The organism is Glycocaulis sp. (assembly GCF_050485565.1).
Classification (GTDB): Bacteria; Pseudomonadota; Alphaproteobacteria; order Caulobacterales; family Maricaulaceae; genus Glycocaulis.
Map to the genome: position 1 here is coordinate 159,771 of NZ_JBJHBQ010000004.1, position 19,203 is coordinate 178,973.

Below are 19,203 nucleotides of genomic sequence, written 5' to 3' on the forward strand. Positions count from 1 at the left end.
TCTGTGGCCTGACCTGTCATCCATTGTCAGTTGGCAGCGTGGGGAAGAGGGCGCACGCTGCGCCCCGGTATCTCACGGAGGCCGCCATGATCGCTCTTCTTGCCGCCGCCCTCGCCCTGAACCCCGCACCGGAGATGAGCGAGGTGGATCTGAACATCTACTGCAACGCTCAGGCGGGGGTGATGATGCAGTATGATGATCCGGACATCTTCGCCGAAAACCTGATGATCAGCACTGGCGAGTGGCTGGACGCGGCGGTCGCCGATGGCCGCACGACGCAGGACCATATCTACGACGCGCAAGACTCGCTCTTCCCGGTCAATCAGGAACTGATCCTAGCCGATGACATGGCCGCGCTGGAGGTGCGCTTCGCGCCCTGCCGCGAGGCGTTCGAGGACTAAGCGATTACTCTCTTCGTCATCCCCGCCTGCGCGGGGATGACGAGAAAGTGGGCGAGGGGCAAACAAAAAAAGCCCCGCCAATTCCGGCGGGGCTTTTCACATGAAATCAGGCGATAAGCCCTAATTCTTCATCGCGTCGGCGAAGCGCTCGCCCAGCTTGTCCAGGAAGCCTTCGGTGGAGAGCCAGCCCTGCTGGTCGCCGACCAGAAGCGCGAGGTCTTTCGTCATATAGCCGCTCTCGACCGTCTTGGTGACGGTAAGCTCGAGCTTCTCTGCAAAGTCGATAACGGCCTGATTGCCGTCCATCTTGCCACGGTGATAGAGGCCGCGCGTCCAGGCGTAGATCGAAGCGATGGAGTTGGTCGAGGTCTGCTCGCCGCGCTGATGCTGGCGATAGTGGCGGGTGACGGTGCCGTGGGCGGCTTCGGCTTCCACCGTCTTGCCGTCCGGCGTCATCAGCACCGAGGTCATCAGGCCGAGCGAACCAAAGCCCTGTGCCACCGTGTCGGACTGCACATCGCCATCATAGTTTTTACAGGCCCAGACATAGCCGCCGGACCATTTCATGGCCGCCGCCACCATATCGTCGATCAGGCGGTGCTCATAGGTGATTTTCTTGGCGTCGAAATCGGCCTTGAACTCTTTCTGGTAGATTTCCTCGAAGATGTCCTTGAAGCGCCCGTCATAGGCTTTCATGATCGTGTTCTTCGTGGAGAGATAGACCGGCCAGCCACGGTCCAGGCCATAGCGCAGGCAGGCTCTCGCAAAGTCGCGGATCGACTCGTCCAGATTATACATGCCCATGGCGACGCCGCCGCCGGGGAAGTTGAAAATCTCGTGGGTGATCGGCTCGCTGCCATCTTCCGGGGTGAAGGTCATGGTCAGCTTGCCCGGCCCCTTCACCACCATGTCGGTGGCGCGGTACTGGTCGCCAAAGGCGTGACGGCCAATGACGATCGGCTTGGTCCAGCCCGGCACCAGACGCGGCACGTTCTTGATCACGATGGGTTCGCGGAACACCACGCCGCCCAGAATGTTGCGGATCGTGCCGTTGGGCGAGCGCCACATCTTCTTCAGGCCGAACTCTTCCACGCGCTGCTCGTCCGGGGTAATCGTGGCGCATTTCACGCCGACACCGTAATGCTTGATCGCCTCGGCGGCCTCGATGGTGATCTGGTCATCGGTCTCGTCGCGCTTCTGGATGGAGAGGTCGTAGTATTTCAGATCAATGTCGAGATAGGGCAGGATCAGCTTCTGCTTGATGAGATCCCAGATGATCCGGGTCATCTCATCGCCATCAAGCTCAACAACGGGGGTATCGACTTTGATCTTTGCCATGTGCGGTGTGCTCTTCTCTTGAGGGCGCGCGCATCGGCGCGCTAGAGGTGGGCCTTACTGGTTCGGGCGGTCATCTAGCATCGCCCACCCGTTTAAGAAAGGGCAGGTATGTCATCAAGTGACGGCGCGCACGCGCCCGGCCCCGCTTTCGTGCTGGTCAATCCGCAAATGGGCGAGAATATCGGCGCGGCCATGCGGGTGATGGCCAATTTCGGTCTTGATGATTTGCGAATCCATGCGCCGCGTGATGGCTGGCCCAATGAGCGCGCCGAGGCGATGAGCGCCGGCTCGCCGCTCTATGCGTCTGCCCGCGTCAGCGATGATCTCGATGACGCACTGGAAGGCTGCACGGTGCTCTACGCCACCACGGCGCGCCCGCGCGGCATGGTGAAGCCCGTAATGACCGCGCGCGAGGCGATGGCCGAGGCGAGGGGGCTGATCGCCGCTGGACAGACGCCGGGCTTCCTCTTCGGGGCAGAAAAATCCGGCCTTCCCAACGAGCTGGTGGCCCGCTCGCGCGCCATCCTCACGCTTCCCGTTGATCCGGGCTTTGCGTCGCTGAACCTTGCCATGGCGGTCGGCGTGCTCGCCCATGAATGGCGCGCGGGCGATCCGCCGCCGGAAGAGTTCAAACCGCTGGAGGAGGCCGCAGACGCCGTGGCGCTCCACCGCATGTATGAGCATTTCGAGGACGAGCTGGAGCGCGCGGGCTTCTTCTTCCCGCCGGAGAAAAAGCCGCTGATGACGCAGAATTTGCGCAACATGTTCGCCCGCGCTGGCCTGACCGAACAGGAAGTGCGCACTTTCCGCGGCGCCATCAAGGCGCTCACCATCGGGAGAGGGAAGGCGCGGGTGGTGCGGGATTAGGGAATTTTTCCCCTCGTCCTTCGAGACGTTCGCTTCGCTCACCCTCAGGATGAGGGGAAAAGCGAAAAACAAAAAAACAAAAAACAAACCCCTCATCCTGAGGGGCTTCGTAAGAAGCCGTCTCGAAGGACGAGGGGTTTGGCTCAACTCACCCACGCTGATTGACAATTTCCCGCCCCTGCAGCATAAGCCGCGCTTCCCTCACGCTGGGGCTGGTAACAGTCCTGATTATTCATCCCACGGGACGATGCGTGAACCGCCGTGTTTTGTAGCCGGTGCGATGGTGAGGGCGCACAGGCCGGGCCGCATCGAAGAAGAGAGAACCATGTCGAAGCGTCATTCGCAGAAATACAAAATTGACCGCCGTATGGGCGAAAACATCTGGGGCCGTCCGAAGTCTCCGGTGAACACCCGCTCCTACGGTCCCGGCCAGCACGGCCAGCGCCGCAAGGGCAAGATGAGCGATTTTGGCCTGCAGCTCATGGCCAAGCAGAAGCTCAAAGGCTATTACGGCAACATCACCGAGAAGCAGTTTGCGCGCACCTATGAAGAGGCGCAGCGCCGCCGTGGCAACACGGCTGAAAACCTGATCGGCCTGCTGGAAAGCCGTCTGGATGCGGTGGTCTATCGCGCCAAATTCGTGCCGACCGTGTTTGCGGCCCGCCAGTTCGTCAATCACGGCCACGTGACGGTGAACGGCAAGCGCGTCAACATTTCCTCCTACCAGGTTAAGCCCGGTGACGTGGTGGAAGTGCGCCAGAAGTCGCGCAACATGGCCCTCGTCCTCGAAGCGCTGGATAGCGCCGAGCGCGACGTGCCGGACTATATCGATCTCGATGCCAAGGCGATGAAAGCCACCTACACCCGCGTGCCGGAGTTTTCCGACGTGCCCTACCCGGTGAAGATGGAACCGAACCTGGTTGTCGAATTCTACGCGTCCTAGGACGCCTGGAGTTATCGAATGCAAGAAGCCCGTCAGCTTTGCTGGCGGGCTTTTTGTTGGCCCTTCAGCTTCCAGTCATGTCTGGCCTGCCATGCCGGTTCCCGCTAAGTGTGGAGGCATGAGGATCATGGCGCTTGCAGGATGGGTACCGGTGGCCGGAACGGCTGCGCTGCTGGCCGCATGTGCGGCTGCGCCCGCCCCCTCCCTGCAGCCTTCGCAAATGCTGCCCGGTGAACGCGAGACCATCCATTACTGGCAGGAAATGCCGGACGGTTCGATCCGCGTTCAGGTGCGCTCAAACGGCTGCACCACGAATGAGAGTTTCGAGCCGGTGGTGATGATGGATTCGCGCCGAGGCTGGTCGTTCACATTGGAGTTGCGCCGCCTGCAGCCTGATCATTGCCGGGCGTTTCTGCCCGAAGGGGTGGAACTGGTCTGGACTCGTGACGAGCTGGGCCTGCCAAGGAGCGCAAGCGTGCGCGTCATCAATCCGCAGGCGCCCACGCCGAGGCCGAGATACTGAATAGCCCTCTCACTTGTCATCACCCGCTTTATGCGGGTGATCCATGCCTCTTCTTTAGTTCCGCAACGCATCCGCGTTGCGATATTCCGCGAAAAGTCGCGGGCGCGCGTTCGCGCTTTTCAGGCCGCTTTGCGGCCTGCAACGAACGATCAGCCGGAAACTCTAGAGGCATGGGTGGCCCGGACAAGCCGGGCCATGACAATGTTGCAGCACAAACCGCTAAGCCGCTTCAATGCCCTTTTCGTCGAAAAAGGCTTTCAGCTCGCCGGTCTCGTACATCTCTTTGACGATGTCGCAGCCGCCGATGAACTCGCCCTTCACGTAGAGCTGGGGGATGGTCGGCCAGTCAGAATAGACCTTGATGCCTTCGCGCACTTCCATGTCTTCGAGCACGTTTACCGAGTGATACTCCACGCCCATATGCTGGAGCACGCGCGAAACGAGCGAGGAGAAGCCGCACTGGGGAAAGAGCGGCGTGCCCTTCATGTACAGCACGACATCGTGGCCCTCCACCGTATTGCGGATCGATTCAAGCGTGGCGGTGTCGGTCATGTCGCAAGCGCTCCTTCGCGCACAAGGGATAGCCAAGAGCTAGGAAGCGCTGCCCGTCCGGTCAAGCGGGGCGTTCAGGGCGCGCGGGTGATGAGTGCCAGCGCATGCAGCTCGCCGCCCATGCGTCCGCCCAGCGCGTCATAGACCAGCTTGTGCTGCTTCACGCGGGGCAGGCCGGCAAAGGCCGGTGAGACCACCGTCGCGCGGTAATGGTCGCCATCACCGGCCAGATCCTCGATCTCCACTTCAGCATCGGGCAGGGCCTCGCGGATCAGGCGCGAAATGTCGTCGGCGGCCATGGGCATGGAATTTCCTCCTGTTCGCGGCGCGAGCCGGCGCTAGACTTGGTGGCACAGGCGCGAATCCTCAAGCGCCTATCCTAACAGCTTATCAGGGCAGGGAGCCTTACCCGTCATGCAGTTCACCCCCAAGCTTCTGGCTCTTCCCTTGCTGGCTTTCGCGCTGGCCTCCTGCTCGCCGCCCGATACCGGACCGTCGCGCGAGGCGCAGGCGCTGACCGATCTGCGCATTCTGTCCGCCGATGACATGGAGGGGCGTCTGGTGGGCTCAGAGGGCAATGCTCGCGCCCGCGCATACATCATTGAGCGGCTGGGCGAGATCGGCGTCGAGGCTGTGTTTGAAAACTACGAGCAGGCCTTCACCTTCCAGCGTTCGCTCGATTTCCGCGATCCTGATGCGGAGCGTGAAACGGTGACCGCCGTCAATCTGGTGGGCCGTATCGCCGGGAGTAATCCGGGCGATCATGTGATGGTCGTTGGCGCGCATTACGACCATGTCGGCATGGATGAGGACGGCAATATCTTCAATGGCGCGGACGACAACGCGTCGGGCACGGCGGGCCTGCTGGCCGTTGCGGCAGCCTTCATGGAGAACCCGCCGGAGAATGATGTGATCCTCGTGGCCTTTGATGCCGAGGAGGGCGGTCTTCGCGGCGCGCGCCATTTCGTGGCCAATCGCCCGGAAGGCTATGAACAGATCGGTTTCATGCTGAACATGGACATGATCGCCTATAGCGAGACCGACGATCTCTACGCGGTCGGCACCTGGCACTATCCGGTGCTGCTGGAGCTGGTGAGCGCCGCCGCCGAGGTGTCCCCGGTCAATTTGCGCACCGGCTATGACGAGCCGACCGACGATCCGCGCAATGACTGGACCATGCTGTCAGATCATGGGCCCTTCCATGCCGCCGGCATCCCCTTCCTCTATCTGGGCGTGGAGGACCATGAGCACTATCACCAGATCACCGACACCTATGAGAATATGACGCTGGCCTTCTTCGGCGGCGCGGTGGAGACGTCGGTGGACGTGGCGCGGCGCGCCGATGCCATGCTGGACCTCATCGCCACCTCACCCTCGCGCCAGCCCGAAACGGTGGAGAAGTAACCGGCATGATGTTGACGGTTGAGCAGCTGAATGAGCACGCCGTCCCGCTCTCACGCACGCTGGGCATTGTGATGGTGGAGGCCGGGCCGGAGCGCGTCGTCGCCGAAATGACGGTGCGCGAGGAGATATGCACGCTCGGCAATACGCTCCATGGCGGGGCGATGATGAGCCTGGCCGATATCGCCGGCGCGACAGGGGCTTTTCTCTCGCTACCGGAGGGCGCGGTCAGCACAACCACCACCGAGAGCAAGACCAACATGATCTCCAGCCCGCCCGTGGGCATGAAAGTCATCGCCACGGCCACGCCGGTGCACAAGGGCAGGACCAGCCAGGTCTGGCAGACCCGCATCGAGCGGGAGGATGGCAAGCTGGTCTCGCTGACCACCCAGACCCAGCTCAATATGTGGCCGAGGGGGTAGACCCCCGCCCTGCCTTGCGGCTTCCTGCCCGGCCTGCTTTGCTACGCGGTAAAGGGGAGAAGCTCATGTTCAGGACGCTCGTTACAGCCGTTTCAGGGCTAATTTTGTTATCGTTAACATCGGCCTGCGCCGAAGACGCGGCGGGTGTACCGGACGAGACCACCCGCGTGCTGGTCTTCTCCCACACCACGGGCTGGCGCCATGACTCCATCGAACCGGGTGTCGAGGCGCTGCGAGTGATGGCTGAAGAAAATGGCTGGGCATTCGAAGCCAGCGAAGACCCTTCGATATTCGATGAGGGCGCGCTGGAGCGCACCGACGTACTGGTGCTGCTGAGCTCCACCACTGGCAGTACGCCGGAAAGCGAATGGCTGACCGATACCGGCCGCGCCGCCCTGCAGGGCTTTGTGCGCGGCGGAGGCGGGATTGCGGCGATCCATGCCGCGGCGGACGCGCATTACCACTGGCCCTGGTACAGGCAGATGATCGGTGCCGCCTTCGACATGCACCCGCCCGGCACGCCCGATGGCGATCTGACCGGGGTGGACGGCGATCACCCTGCAACCCGCGCTTTGCCGGAGCATTTCACCCGCACTGATGAGTGGTACTGGTTCTCTGACTTTGACGAAAACGTGCGCCTGCTGATGACGCTTGATGCCGCCTCCATCGGCGAGGCGGGCGGCGAGGTGCCAATGGCCTGGTCACACGCGTTTGAAGGCGGGCGGGTATTCTACACCGCGCTGGGCCATACCCGCGAAAGTTTTGCCGAGCCGCTCTTCCTTGAACATGTGCGCGGCGGCATCGCCTGGGCAGCGGGGCTGGAGGATTAGTCGGACCCGCCCGCTGGCGGCCAGATCACGCCGCCAACCCAGCTGTCGACCGCACGAGTTTTCCTATATTTTTGTTGAATCCTTCAACGATGACGACCTGTGACCACAGCAAATTTTTCAAAATTAAAGAAAGTGTATATAACGAAAACCGAGTTGCACCGCGCCTAGAGAGCGTTAAACGATCTGTTTTAGGCTGGAGCTGTGTTGGATATAATGCAAAGGAGTATTATATGTCAAAATTTAAAAACCCAATATTATTTTCTAAGCATTTTAATTTGGATAGTGGATCATTAGATAGATTTGGTTTGATAGACCCATTTTTAGATGTGGACACTCAGCTGTTTATAGACCCGCTTCTTTTAGAGAAGTCTTCAAATGAAATAATTTCCAAAGATGCGGCAGCACATTTTAAGCAGCATTTCTCCAATTTTTTGAGGCTTCTTGCTATTTCAAAAGCTGAAGGCGACACGCCATGGCGTAATGCGGAGCGCCTGCTGCCCCTTAGTGAGCCACCCGAGAATGGACTTGGTTACGGAGGTGCAAGTCGATCAGGCAGCTCGAGGTCTGCCGAGGTGCGCCTAGCGATAATGCGTACTGCTAAGGAGATTATCACGCTCGGGGCCGATGATCCCGAAATGATATCTCTTATGGGGTTTTTCGAAGAGGGTGTTGGTCCCGATACGATAAGCGACTTCACCACTCAGGTTATCATGAGGCAACTTGCTGAGATAACAAATAACTTCTGTAAACACGTAAAAATTCCTGTATATAATAACAATATTTGTTTTGATTTCGCCCTTCCAAGATATAAATCTAAAAATGGAAAAAATAAATACTTTGTTCTCGTTCCCAAGGATATAGTCAGAGAGCTGCCAATGGCGAATGACTGGAGCGACGTCTATGACGCTATCAACGCTAATCGGCAAATACGGGATTCTGTCAATGTAATGCTATCAAGTATCGCAAAGCCGACTGTTTCAGATAGAAAATATGCTGTCCGAAGTTTTGCTTTGCATTCTCCTGATAGGTTTATGGCTTTTCTTAGCGCAATCAAGGAGGCGGCTGATAACTACGATCCAAATATGGATGCGCTGTCATACTTTAAGATGAAGTCAATAATAAGCGCTGGCTATGAAGGCGTTAAAACAGAAAATAAATATGATTTAAGTGTTGGTCCAAATGAAATTTACCGGTGCGTTATGGATTCTATTGAATTATTTAGGCATCATGTTGAGAATGGCAATTTATGGGAAGAGCTCTGGGTTAATGGTAAACCCAAAAAGGAGCGGGCGGCGCAGCTTCTATATTATGCGATCTCAGATGCTTACTGCAAGGCACACGATGTTGATATTTCGCCGGAGGCTAACATGGGCGGTGGTCCAGTAGATTTCAAATTTTCAACCGGCTACCGATCAAGAGTTCTTGTCGAGATGAAAAGGTCTAGCGGGCAAGTGAAGCATGGGTATGAGAAGCAATTAGAATTTTATAAGACCGCTGCCAAGTCAGATTTTGGTATATATGTGGTTATGGATTACGGTGATTTGGGTAATAAACTTCAAGAAATTACTCAAATACAATCGACGCGGCGTTCTGCAGGCTTGAGAGCATCAGATATCATAGTAATAGACAGCTCAAAAAAGCTATCGGCAAGCAAACGCAGATAGTGGGTTTTTGAAGAAAGAAACTCAGCTAGCGTTATACTTTTTGCCTCGCTTGCACGAGGTCCCGGATAGCTGCTGGCGCAGCTTCCGGGATTTCAGACGTGCCTACGCAAAGGCCTGATGGCCGGTAATGGCGCGGCCCATGATGAGGGCGTGGATATCGTGCGTCCCCTCATAGGTATTGACGGTTTCAAGGTTCATCGCATGGCGCAGAATGTGGTATTCCTCGGCGATGCCGTTGCCGCCATGGATGTCGCGCGCCTCGCGGGCAATGGCCAGCGCCTTGCCGCAATTATTGCGCTTCATCAGGGAGATGGCTTCCGGCACGAAGGCGCCCTGGTCGATCAGGCGGCCAAGCTGCAGCGCGCCAAGGAAGCCCAGCGTGATCTCCGCCTGCATGTCGGCGAGCTTTTTCTGGACCAGCTGGGTGGCGGCGATGGGCTTGCCGAAGACAACGCGTTCCAGCGCGTATTCACGCGCGGCGTGGAAGCAGAACTCGGCCGCGCCCATGGCGCCCCATGATATGCCGTAGCGGGCCTTGTTGAGGCAGGAGAACGGCCCGCGCAGACCCTTCACATTCGGCAGGATCGCGTCTTCGCCGACCTTCACATCGTCCAGTGATATCGAGCCGGTGACGGACGCGCGAAGCGACAGCTTGCCCTCGATCTTGGGCGTCTCGAAGCCCTTGGTGCCGCGTTCCACGATGAAGCCGCGAATCTCACCATCAAGCTTGGCCCAGACCACCGCCAGATCAGAGATCGGCGAGTTGGTGATCCACATTTTCGAGCCGTTGAGCACGTAGCCGCCATCGACTTTCTTCGCGCTTGTGCGCATTGCGCCCGGATCGGACCCGCCATCGGCCTCGGTCAGGCCGAAACAGCCGACAAACTCACCCGATGCCAGCTTGGGCAGGTATTTCTTTTTCTGCTCATCAGAGCCGAAGGCGAAGATCGGGTACATGACGAGGGAGGACTGCACGCTCATCGCGGAGCGATAGCCGGAATCAACCGCTTCCACTTCGCGCGCGATCAGGCCGTAGGCAACGTGGGAGAGGTCCGAGCCGCCATAGACTTCCGGCAGGGTGGCGCCCAGCAGGCCCAGCTCGCCCATCTCGGACATGATCTTCCGGTCGAACTTTTCCTCGCGCGCCGCCTCGATCACGCGCGGCAGCAGCTCGCCGCGTGAATAGTCGCGCGCGGCCTGAGAGACCATGCGCTCTTCCTCGGTCAGAAGGGTGTCGAGATGAAGGGCGTCGTCCCAGCGAAACTGGATCGCTGGGCCCTGGGTGTTGGTGCTGGCCATTATAAATGCTCCTCGCAGTGTTCGACGGACCCGAGTGGCGTCTTGCTACTACCCTTGGCGCGCAAAAGGCAGAGACTTTTTCACCTGATGCACAGGCGCCGGTGTCACGGCTCTGTGATGGCATACAGACTTTCAGATCGCGCCGGGCGTGCTAGCGTTTGCAGGAATGTAGAAAAATCAGGGGAGGTGCGCCATGGCGACGCTTGTGCGGCTGGCAGGTATTGCAGTTTTTGCAGGGGGCCTTGCGGCCTGTGAACCGGCGGCCGAGCGCCCCGCAGAGCCGCCGGCGCAGGCGGCGCACTGGGCCGGTCCTGTGGAGCATGAAGCGGCAAGCTTCACCGTTCTGGCCAGCGGCACGCCCATCGGCGCGGTGCAGGTAACGCCGCAGGAAAGCGGTTACGCCATCTTCTACGAATTCCGCAATAATGGCCGTGGTCCGACCTTCAATGAAGTGGTGGTGCTGGACGGTGATGGCCTGCCAACCCATTGGGCCATCAATGGCACGACAACCTTCGGCAATGCGGTGGACGAGGTTTTCCGCCTCGAAGACGGCGCGGCCTTCTGGCGGGACACGACCGGCGAGAACGAGATGGATGTGGCCGGGCCTGCCCTTTACGCGCCGCAGAACTCCAGCCCCTACAGCCTCGCCATTACGGCCCGTGCGCTGATGGCCGCTGACGGTAACCGCCTGGCGGCCATTCCCGGCGGTGAGGTGCGGATGGAAGAGATGGACCGGCTGACGGTCTCCAATGGTGACGAGACGCGCGAGATTACCAGCTGGGCGCTCTCCGGGCTGGGTCTGAACCCCACCTATTTCCTGATGGATGGCGAGGCGTTTTTCGGGGTCATCTCGCCCTCTTTCGCCATACTGGCCGAAGGCTTTGAAGGCGAGGACGAGCGCCTGCGTGAGCTGGCCGCTGATTACGGTGCCAGCCGCTTTGAGGCCATTCAGGCGCGGGTCGCGCATGAATTTGACGGGCCTGTGCGCGTACGCAATGTGCGCGTCTTTGACCCTTTGAGCGAAGCACTGGGCGAGCCGGTCTCGGTCGTCGTTGAAGGCAATCGCATCGCGGCTATCGATCCGCTGGACATGCCCTCGCGTGCCGGTGAGGTGGAGATTGACGGCACGGGCGGATCGCTGCTGCCCGGCCTGTTTGAAATGCACGCCCATATGGGCGAGGCGAGCGCCTTCCTGAACATCGCCGCAGGCGTGACGAGCGCGCGGGACATGGGCAATAATAATGAGGTGCTTGAAGGTCTTATCGCCAATATCGAGGCAGGCCGCGTGGCCGGCCCGCGCCTCTATCGCAGCGCCTTCATCGAAGGGCGCAGCCCGTTCAATTCCAATAGCGGCGTGGTGGTGGAAAGCGAGGAAGAGGCCGTCCAGGCTGTCCATGACTATGCCGACCGTGGCGGCTTCCACCAGATCAAGATCTACAACTCCATGCGGCCTGAATGGATACCGGCGGTGATCGCGGCCGCGCGCGAGCGGGGCTTGCGTGTGACCGGCCATATCCCGGCCTTTACCAATGCCGATGCGATGATCGAGGCGGGCTATGACGAGATCGTCCACATCAACCAGCTCATGCTGGGCTGGGTGCTGGACGCCGACGAGGACACCCGCACGCTATTGCGCCTGACCGCGCTGCAGCGCCTTCCCGTTCTGGACCTCGACAGTCCAAATGTTCAGGCCACCATCGATGCCATGGTAGAGCGCGGGGTCGCCATCGACCCGACCTTCGCCATCCACGAGCAGCTATTGCTGTCGCGCAATGGCGAGGTGTTTGCCGGCGCGGTGGACTATGTCGACCATCTGCCCGTCAACGCCCAGCGTGGTGCGCGCAGTGCGATGTCGGCCATCGGTTCGCCCGAAGAGGACGAAGCCTATCGCGGCGCGTTCGAGCAGATACGCCAGATGCTGGCCATGATGCGTGAGCGCGGTATCGCGATGGTGCCGGGCACCGATCTGGGTGGCTCCTTCACCTATCACCGCGAGCTGGAGCTTTATCAGCTTATCGGGATGGAACCGGCCGAGATCCTCGGCTGGGCCAGCCATGGCATGGCGGCGTTTCTCGGCGTTGAAAACGAGCTTGGCCGTATCGAGCCGGGCTATCTGGCCGACTTCTTCCTGGTGCCGGGCGATCCCACGCAAGACCTGCGCGAGATCAAGACCATCGCCGCAGTAGTCGCCGATGGACGGGTCTATTTCCCGAGCGAAATCTACCCCGAGTTCGGCATCCGCCCCTTCACCGATGTACCGGCGATGAGGGTGGTGGAGTAGAGCTTACTTCCCTCGTGCTTCGAGACGCAGCTATCGCTACTCCTCAGCATGAGGGGCGTTTCCATACCAGATCCCTCATCCTGAGGGCGAACGTTGGTCAGCGTCCCGAAGGACGAGGGATCAGGTAAACAGCACCATGCTGGCGATGGAGAAGTAGATCACCACGCCGGTTGCGTCCGCGATGGAGGTAACCAGCGGTGCGCTGGCCGTTGCCGGGTCCATGTTGAAGCGTGACAGGATGAAGGGCAGGGACATGCCGATCAGGCTGCCCACCAGCACTATGATGATCATGGAGCTGGCCACCACCATCGCAATATCCGGCCCGCCCCGGAAAATGCCGATACCCGATACCGCCAGTGCCATCGTGATGCCGAGCGCGCCGGCCACCAGAAACTCCCGGCCCAGCATGCGCCCCCAGTCACGCGATCTGACATCGCCGGTGGCCAGCGCGCGCACCATCAGCGTGGCGGCCTGAGACCCGGCATTGCCGCCAGAGGCGATCAGCAACGGCAGGAAGAAGATCAGCGCGATATGGGCGGCAATCGTGTCCTCGAAATAGGCGATGCCAAAGCCCGACAATAGATTGCCGAAGACCAGCAGGACCAGCCAGACAATGCGCGCGCGGTAGAGCGTGATGATACCGGCGGTCCGCACGCTCTCGGTAATCTCACCGTGCGCGCCCAGGCGCAGGAAGTCTTGCGTAGCCTCTTCTTCCAGCGCATCGATCGCGTCGTCGTGTGTGACGATGCCCAGCAGATGGTGCTGCGCGTCGACCACCGGCACGGCCAGAATGTCGTACTTGGCGATGGTGCGTGCCACGCTCTCCTGGTCGTCGTCCACAAACACATAGACCGGATCGTCATCCATCAGATCGGCGACTTTGCGCGAGGGCGGGGCGAGGATCAGGTCGGTCAGGCGCACCGTGCCGATCAGCTCGCGATCATCTTTGAGCACATAGGTGCGGTAGATGGTTTCCTTGTCAGGGGCCTCGCGGCGCAGCTGCGCGATGGCTTCCTTTGCCGTCATCTCGGGCTTCAAGGTGGCGTAGTCCGAGGTCATGATGGCCCCGGCTGTCCCCTCCTCGTACGAAGCCAGCTTGCGGATATTCTCGCGTTCCACATGCGCCAGTGCGGGCAGCAGCATTTCCTGCTGCTCTTCCGACAGGCGGTTGAACACGTCCGCCCGGTCATCGGCCTTCATCTCGGTGATGAGGGCCGTGAGCTGCGGGCGTGTCATGTGCTCGATGGTTTCTTCCTGCAGCTCCGGCTCGATATAGCCGAACACCTCGGCCTGAACCTCGACAGGCAGTGCGCACAGAAGCTTCCAGCCTTCGCCCGGATCAATCTCCGACAGGGCAGATGCAATGTCCGCGGGGTGGTCTTCCGCGTCGATTTTGATCTGGATGTCAGCTTCATCAAGCGCCATGGGGACTCCTTGCAACCATCGGGATCGTGCTGCGTTAATTGTGTTCTAGACCCGCAGGGCGGTTCTTACCAAGGACATAGCAGACAGTTGGCTGCGTCTTTGGGCAAGCCCCTCACACCGCCTCGCATGATTGCCCCGTAGAAGGAAGGACAGACATATGAGCACCTCTGCTGCACGCGCCGCCAAACAGGCGAAAGACGCCGTCAAGCGCGAAGCCGACGCGGAGTCTCTCGCTGCCGAGCTGGCCGAGCTGAAGCGCGAATTTCGTGAGCTGGTAGAGCAGGTGGGCCGCGTTGGAAAAGTCGGTGCCCACGAAGCCTCCACGGCGGCCAAAACGACGGTCAAGCAGGGCAAAGATGTTGGCGAGCAACTCGTCGAGGAGGTCGTCGACCAGTGGAACACAGTCGAGGGCCGTATCCTCAAGGAAACCAAGGAAAATCCCTGGCAGGCGCTCGGTATTGCGGCTGCTGCCGGCCTTCTGATCGGCTTCCTGGCGCGCCGCTAACGGCATGCTTGGTCCTTTAAACGGCATGTTGTCGCTGGCCAGCGGGCACGTATCGCTGGTCAGCCGGCATTTCAAGCGCCGCATCTATCTGAAAATCCTGCTGGCCCTGTGCGTTATTGGCGCGGTGGTGTTCGGCTGTGTACTCGCCAGCGTCCTGCTGGCCGAGGCTATCGGCCTTGTCACCACGCTGGCCGTCATGGCGGGCGTATTTCTGCTGGCCGCGCTCATCGTGCTCATCGTGATGGCTGTGGAGCAAAAGCGCCATGAAGCCCGTGAGCGCGCGCAGCGCGAGGCGGAGAAGCGCTTGGCTAAGATCGCGCTCGTTTCGGCCCTGCCCGCACTGAAAGGCGGCGGGCTGCTGGCCGCAGGCGCAGCTGCCATCGCGCTTATGATCGTCCTCGGTGGCCGGAGCGGTGACGACGAGGACTCTGACTAGCCTGCCATCCGCGCCGTGCACTTGCCCATTCCCGCGTAGCAGACCAGTCTCTGCCCCCACACCGATGCGGGGGCAGCGATGGCTGGCGGCGAAAAACTTCAACGGCAGATAACGGCCCGGGGCATCTGGCTTCTGGCCGTCAACGGCATGATCGGGGCCGGTATTTTTGCCGTGCCTGCCGGTGCGGCGGCGCTGATGGGCGTGTGGAGCCCGCTGGTCTATGTCGTCTGCGCCATCCTGCTGGGCCTGATCGTTGCCTGCTATGCAGAGCTGGCTAGCCGCTTCACCTCCACTGGCGGGCCGGTGCTCTATGTGCGAACGGCTTTTGGCAAGTTTGCCGGGTTCGAGACCGGATTGGCCGTCTACGCCACGCGCATCACCGCCTTTGCCGCCAATGTGAACCTGATGGTGGCCTCCATCGCCTTCTTCGTGCCTGCACTTGAAGGTGGGCCGCTGCGTATTCTGGTCATCGTCGCCATCATCGCCGTGCTGGCGGGCATCAATATCGCAGGCGCGAAACCTGCCATGCGCGCAATGGGTCTGCTGACCATCCTGAAATTCCTGCCATTGCTGGCCATTGCCCTGGTGGGCCTCTTCCACATCAATCCGGATATCTTCCCCGACAATTCGCTCGGCTTTCCGGCCAGCGCGCAATGGAGCGCGGCCGTATTGCTGGTCATCTATGCCTTTGTCGGATGGGAGTCGGCGGTCATCCCGGCGGGCGAAACGCGCGAACCGGGCAGGGCCATGCCGCTGGGCCTGTTCTGGGCGCTGGGCGTCGTGGCGCTGCTCTATGTGGTCATCCAGATCGTCTGCGTGGCGGTGGTGCCGGATCTGGCCAATTCAGAACGCGCGCTGGTCGATGCAGGCGCGATCCTGTTCGGGCCTGCGGGCGCGCTTCTCCTGACGCTGGGCGTGATTGTCTCGGTCGGCGGCAATATCACCGGCACGGTGGTGACCACCCCGCGCCTGACCTACGCGCTGGCGCTGGAAAAGACGCTGCCCGCCTGGTTCGGCAAGGTGGATGAGCGCACCCATGTGCCGGCCAACTCCATCATCTTCTTCGCCGTGCTGGCGACGCTCCTCGCCGTGGTGGGTGATTTCTTTGCCCTCGCCGCGATGAGCGCCTTTGTGCGCGTGCTGATTTACGTAGGCTGCATCGCGGCCATGCCGCGCGTGCGCGCTCTGCCTGCCGAAACCGAAAAGCCGATGCGTCTGCCGCTGGGCTGGACCATACCTGTGCTGGCCGTACTCGGCTCGCTGGTGCTGCTCAGCCAGGTGCCGCTGCGCTCCATGGCCATTACGGCGGCCTTTCTGGTGGCAGGGGCGCTAGTCTATGCGCTGATGAAGTATCTGAACGCGCGCCGCGCCTGAGCACATGAAGGGGATGGGGCATGAACGCTGAGCTGGCCGTACTGATCACGCTGGTGACCTACAAGCTGGTGCTGGTCGGGGTGGGCCTGTGGGCCTCGCGCCTGAACCGCACCGAGACCGATTTCCTGCTGGGCGGGCGCGGGCTGGGGCCGTGGGTGGCGGGCCTGTCCTACGCGGCCTCCACCTCGTCTGCCTGGGTGCTCTTAGGCTTTTCCGGGTTTGTCTATGCGGTAGGGCTCTCCGCGCTCTGGATGGTGCCGGGGATACTGGGCGGCTATGTCGTGATGTGGGTCTGGTTCGGCCCGCGCATGCGCGCCGAGAGTGCAGCCGAAAATCAGGTGACGCTGGGCGATTTTTTGGCGGCGCGCGCGAAAGGCACAGGCCGCACGGCGATATTGTGGGCCGGCGCGCTGCTCGTCCTCTTCTGCTTCATCTTCTACATCGCGGCCCAGTTCGGCGCGGCGGCCATCGCCTTTGAAAACCAGTTCGGCCTTGGCCGGATGGAAAGCGTGCTCGTCGGTGCCGGCATCATCCTGCTCTATTCGCTGCTGGGCGGCTTCTGGGCCGTCAGCATCACCGACACGCTGCAGGGCGCGATGATGGCCCTTATCGCCATCCTGCTGCCCGTGCTCGCCCTCATAGCCGCAGGTGGCCCGGCTGAAGTCTGGACCACGCTGCAGGCCACCGCTCCCGACGGCTATATGTCCTTCACCGGGGAACGCGCCTTTTTCATCTTCATCGGCTTTGCGCTGGGCGTGGCCGGTATCGGGCTTGGCACGTTCGGCCAGCCACAATTGATGAGCCGCCTGATGGCGGTGAAGGACGAGGCGGCAAGGAAGCGCGCCTTCGCCGTCTCCATTGGCTGGGGCCTCATCGTCTATACGGGCATGGTGACGCTGGCCCTGTCAGGCCGTGCGCTGCTGGGGGCAGGGCAGGAGGGCGAGGCGCTGTTCTACACGCTGGCAGGCGAACTTTTACCGCCCGTGCTCGCCGGAATCATCATTGCTGCCGTGCTGTCGGCCGTGATGTCGACGGTGGATTCCCTGCTTATCGCCACCTCCGCAGCCGTCTCCCACGATATGGGCGTCTCGAAGCGCTATCCGGGCCGCGAAGTGACGATCTCGCGCATCGTCATGGCGGCTTTGTGCGCCGCGGCGGTGATGATGGCGCTGGCCATCCCGGCGACGATCTTTGACCGGGTGCTGTTCTCATGGTCCGCGCTGGGCGCTGCCTTCGGGCCGATCATCGTCGCCCGCGTGGCGCGCGTGGAACCCGCCACCGGCGCGATCCTTGCCGCCATGGCTCTGGGCTTTGGCATGAGCGCGCTTTTCTTCCTCATCAGGGGTATGGGACTGGAAGGCACGGGCGGTCTGGGCGGTTTCCTGGCTGATCTTGCGGCCCTGCCGGGTTCACCCTTCGAGCGCGTGGTGCCGTGGGTGTTGCCGCTCCTCATCGTCTTCAGCTGGAGGCGGCCTGCCCATGCATGATGTCATCATCATCGGCGCAGGCTTTTCCGGGCTGGAGGCCGCGCGCCGCCTCGCGCCCGGCCATGACGTCGTGGTGCTGGAAGCGCGAGAGCGGGCGGGCGGGCGCGTGCTCTCCCACACCTTTGCCAATGGCGGCGGGACCGATCTTGGCGGCCAGTGGGTCGGCCCCGGTCAGGACCGGCTCTATGGCCTCATCGCCGAGATGGGCTTTGCCACCTATCCGCTCTGGGATGAGGGCGATCATCTGGTGAAGGCCGGGCGCCTCAAGCGCTATCGCGGCACCATCCCCGGCCTCTCCATCCCTGTCCTGCTCGATCTCAACAACGCCCTCTCACGTTTTGAAAAGATGGCGCGCCAGCTCGATCCGGCGGCGCCATGGACGCACCCCAAAGCGCATATATGGGACCGGATGACGGTTGCCGATTTCCTGAAACGCCACACGCTCACGAAGCGTGCACGCGAGATGTTCACCATCGGCATCGGGGCTGTGTTCTGCGCCGAGCCGCACGAGCTCTCCTTGCTGCACGCCCTGTTCTACGCGCGTTCCGGCGGCTCGCTGGATGCGCTCCTGTCGGTTTCCGGCGGCGCGCAGCAGGATCGGGTGCATGGCGGCATGGGCGGGCTGGCTACCGCTCTGGCCGCCTCTCTGGGCGATTGTGTGCGCTATGGCGAGCCGGTGCAGGAAATCGGCTGGGACAAAGATGGCGCGACCGTCACCACCAGCCGCCAGAGCTGGCGGGCAAAGCGCGTAATCCTCGCCGTCCCGCCCTCTCAGGCGTTGGGCATACGCTTCGATCCGGCCTTGCCGTCAAACCGCGATGCGCTATGGCGGCGCATGCCCGCCGGGGCCTGCATCAAGTGCGTGGCCCAGTACGACCGGCCCTTCTGGCGGACCCGCGGCCTGTCCGGGCAAGCAGTAGGCGGCGATCTCGCCGTGCGCGTCACCTTCGACAATACCGAGAAGGGCAAGGATGCCGGACTGCTCCTCGGCTTCATCGAGGGCGAGGAAGCGCGCCGCTGGTCGCCAGTGTCAGCAGAGACGCGCCGCGACGCGGTGCTGGACGCCTTTGCCGGATTCTTCGGGCCGGAGGCGCGCTCGCCCATCGACTATGCCGACAAGGACTGGACCAGCGATCCGTGGACGCGCGGCTGCTACGCCTCGATACTTGGTCCCGGCGTCTGGACGACGCTGGGCAAGGGCTTGCGCGATCCTGTCGGGCCGATCCACGTGGCCGGCACCGAAACCGCCACCTACGGCTTTGGCTATATCGAAGGCGCGCTGGAGGCGGGCGCCAGGGCTGCGGGTGAGGTGAGGGCCGTGCTGGGTGGGTGAGTTGCCGTCTTTCCTTCCCCGTTTACGGGGGAGGTGTCAGCGTAGCTGACGGAGGGGGGAAACTATTTGAACTATCCCCCCCTCGGCCCTTCGGGCCACTCCCCCCGTAAACGGGGGGAGAA

General features: G+C 61.4%; 19 protein-coding genes. 14 read left to right on the top strand and 5 right to left on the bottom strand.

Features of this window, described 5'->3' with window-relative positions:
* The first annotated feature begins 86 nt into the window (after nucleotides 1–86).
* Nucleotides 87–401, top strand: a complete 315-nt coding sequence (locus ACQ5ID_RS06050; protein ID WP_429911559.1) for a hypothetical protein — start codon at nucleotides 87–89, stop codon at nucleotides 399–401.
* Between the two features lie 120 nt (nucleotides 402–521).
* On the opposite strand, the gene ACQ5ID_RS06055 is transcribed toward ACQ5ID_RS06050, so the two are convergent.
* Nucleotides 522–1,739 (bottom strand): NADP-dependent isocitrate dehydrogenase, encoded by a 1,218-nt coding sequence (locus ACQ5ID_RS06055; protein ID WP_429911560.1) that lies wholly within the window; start codon nucleotides 1,737–1,739, stop codon nucleotides 522–524.
* A 108-nt stretch (nucleotides 1,740–1,847) separates the two neighbouring features.
* Here ACQ5ID_RS06055 and ACQ5ID_RS06060 point away from each other — a divergent pair, with 108 nt between their 5' ends.
* The 3 genes from ACQ5ID_RS06060 (at nucleotide 1,848) to ACQ5ID_RS06070 (ending at nucleotide 4,072) form a co-directional block, all read left to right on the top strand.
* On the top strand, nucleotides 1,848–2,606 hold the full coding sequence (locus tag ACQ5ID_RS06060) for an RNA methyltransferase (protein WP_429911561.1): 759 nt from the start codon (nucleotides 1,848–1,850) through the stop codon (nucleotides 2,604–2,606).
* Nucleotides 2,607–2,931: 325 nt separating this feature from the next.
* Nucleotides 2,932–3,549, top strand: a complete 618-nt coding sequence (gene rpsD, locus ACQ5ID_RS06065; RefSeq protein ID WP_429911562.1) for a 30S ribosomal protein S4 — start codon at nucleotides 2,932–2,934, stop codon at nucleotides 3,547–3,549.
* Between the two features lie 127 nt (nucleotides 3,550–3,676).
* Nucleotides 3,677–4,072 (top strand): hypothetical protein, encoded by a 396-nt coding sequence (locus ACQ5ID_RS06070; protein WP_429911563.1) that lies wholly within the window; start codon nucleotides 3,677–3,679, stop codon nucleotides 4,070–4,072.
* A gap of 219 nt (nucleotides 4,073–4,291) precedes the next feature.
* Here ACQ5ID_RS06070 and grxD read toward each other — a convergent pair whose 3' ends face one another.
* Together grxD and ACQ5ID_RS06080 are read right to left on the bottom strand one after the other, a co-directional pair.
* Nucleotides 4,292–4,624: a Grx4 family monothiol glutaredoxin gene (gene grxD / locus ACQ5ID_RS06075; protein WP_429911564.1), complete on the bottom strand. Its 333-nt coding sequence runs from the start codon at nucleotides 4,622–4,624 to the stop codon at nucleotides 4,292–4,294.
* 74 nt (nucleotides 4,625–4,698) lie between these two features.
* Entirely contained in the window at nucleotides 4,699–4,929 is a 231-nt protein-coding gene (locus tag ACQ5ID_RS06080) for a BolA family protein (protein ID WP_429911565.1), read from the bottom strand.
* Nucleotides 4,930–5,038: 109 nt separating this feature from the next.
* Between ACQ5ID_RS06080 and ACQ5ID_RS06085 the strand changes: the two genes are divergently transcribed.
* The 4 genes from ACQ5ID_RS06085 to ACQ5ID_RS06100 all read left to right on the top strand — a co-directional run bounded on the left by ACQ5ID_RS06085 (nucleotide 5,039) and on the right by ACQ5ID_RS06100 (nucleotide 8,941).
* A complete protein-coding gene (locus ACQ5ID_RS06085) occupies nucleotides 5,039–6,028 on the top strand; it encodes a M20/M25/M40 family metallo-hydrolase (protein ID WP_429911566.1) in 990 nt (329 codons plus the stop codon).
* A gap of 8 nt (nucleotides 6,029–6,036) precedes the next feature.
* Nucleotides 6,037–6,447, top strand: a complete 411-nt coding sequence (locus tag ACQ5ID_RS06090) for a PaaI family thioesterase (RefSeq protein ID WP_429911677.1) — start codon at nucleotides 6,037–6,039, stop codon at nucleotides 6,445–6,447.
* Between the two features lie 65 nt (nucleotides 6,448–6,512).
* Nucleotides 6,513–7,277: a ThuA domain-containing protein gene (locus tag ACQ5ID_RS06095; protein ID WP_429911567.1), complete on the top strand. Its 765-nt coding sequence runs from the start codon at nucleotides 6,513–6,515 to the stop codon at nucleotides 7,275–7,277.
* 230 nt (nucleotides 7,278–7,507) lie between these two features.
* A complete protein-coding gene (locus ACQ5ID_RS06100; protein ID WP_429911568.1) occupies nucleotides 7,508–8,941 on the top strand; it encodes a hypothetical protein in 1,434 nt (477 codons plus the stop codon).
* A gap of 102 nt (nucleotides 8,942–9,043) precedes the next feature.
* Here ACQ5ID_RS06100 and ACQ5ID_RS06105 read toward each other — a convergent pair whose 3' ends face one another.
* Nucleotides 9,044–10,240 carry an acyl-CoA dehydrogenase gene (locus ACQ5ID_RS06105; RefSeq protein ID WP_429911569.1) on the bottom strand — a complete coding sequence of 399 codons (1,197 nt, stop codon included), beginning with the start codon at nucleotides 10,238–10,240 and terminating at the stop codon, nucleotides 9,044–9,046.
* Nucleotides 10,241–10,433: 193 nt separating this feature from the next.
* Here ACQ5ID_RS06105 and ACQ5ID_RS06110 point away from each other — a divergent pair, with 193 nt between their 5' ends.
* The gene (locus tag ACQ5ID_RS06110) at nucleotides 10,434–12,521 is read left to right on the top strand and encodes an amidohydrolase family protein (RefSeq protein WP_429911570.1); all 2,088 of its coding nucleotides are present in this window, start codon (nucleotides 10,434–10,436) and stop codon (nucleotides 12,519–12,521) included.
* 120 nt (nucleotides 12,522–12,641) lie between these two features.
* Here the strand turns inward: ACQ5ID_RS06110 and mgtE are convergent, their stop codons facing one another.
* On the bottom strand, nucleotides 12,642–13,946 hold the full coding sequence (gene mgtE, locus ACQ5ID_RS06115) for a magnesium transporter (RefSeq protein WP_429911571.1): 1,305 nt from the start codon (nucleotides 13,944–13,946) through the stop codon (nucleotides 12,642–12,644).
* A gap of 157 nt (nucleotides 13,947–14,103) precedes the next feature.
* Here mgtE and ACQ5ID_RS06120 point away from each other — a divergent pair, with 157 nt between their 5' ends.
* From ACQ5ID_RS06120 to ACQ5ID_RS06140, 5 genes are all read left to right on the top strand, one after another.
* A complete protein-coding gene (locus tag ACQ5ID_RS06120) occupies nucleotides 14,104–14,451 on the top strand; it encodes a glycine zipper domain-containing protein (RefSeq protein ID WP_429911572.1) in 348 nt (115 codons plus the stop codon).
* 4 nt (nucleotides 14,452–14,455) lie between these two features.
* Entirely contained in the window at nucleotides 14,456–14,887 is a 432-nt protein-coding gene (locus tag ACQ5ID_RS06125) for a hypothetical protein (RefSeq protein ID WP_429911573.1), read from the top strand.
* A gap of 78 nt (nucleotides 14,888–14,965) precedes the next feature.
* Entirely contained in the window at nucleotides 14,966–16,261 is a 1,296-nt protein-coding gene (locus ACQ5ID_RS06130) for an APC family permease (protein WP_429911574.1), read from the top strand.
* Nucleotides 16,262–16,281: 20 nt separating this feature from the next.
* Nucleotides 16,282–17,748: a sodium/proline symporter gene (locus ACQ5ID_RS06135; protein WP_429911575.1), complete on the top strand. Its 1,467-nt coding sequence runs from the start codon at nucleotides 16,282–16,284 to the stop codon at nucleotides 17,746–17,748.
* Entirely contained in the window at nucleotides 17,741–19,081 is a 1,341-nt protein-coding gene (locus ACQ5ID_RS06140) for a flavin monoamine oxidase family protein (protein ID WP_429911576.1), read from the top strand. Before ACQ5ID_RS06135 ends, ACQ5ID_RS06140 begins: the two co-directional genes overlap by 8 nt.
* The last annotated feature ends 122 nt before the right edge of the window (nucleotides 19,082–19,203 follow it).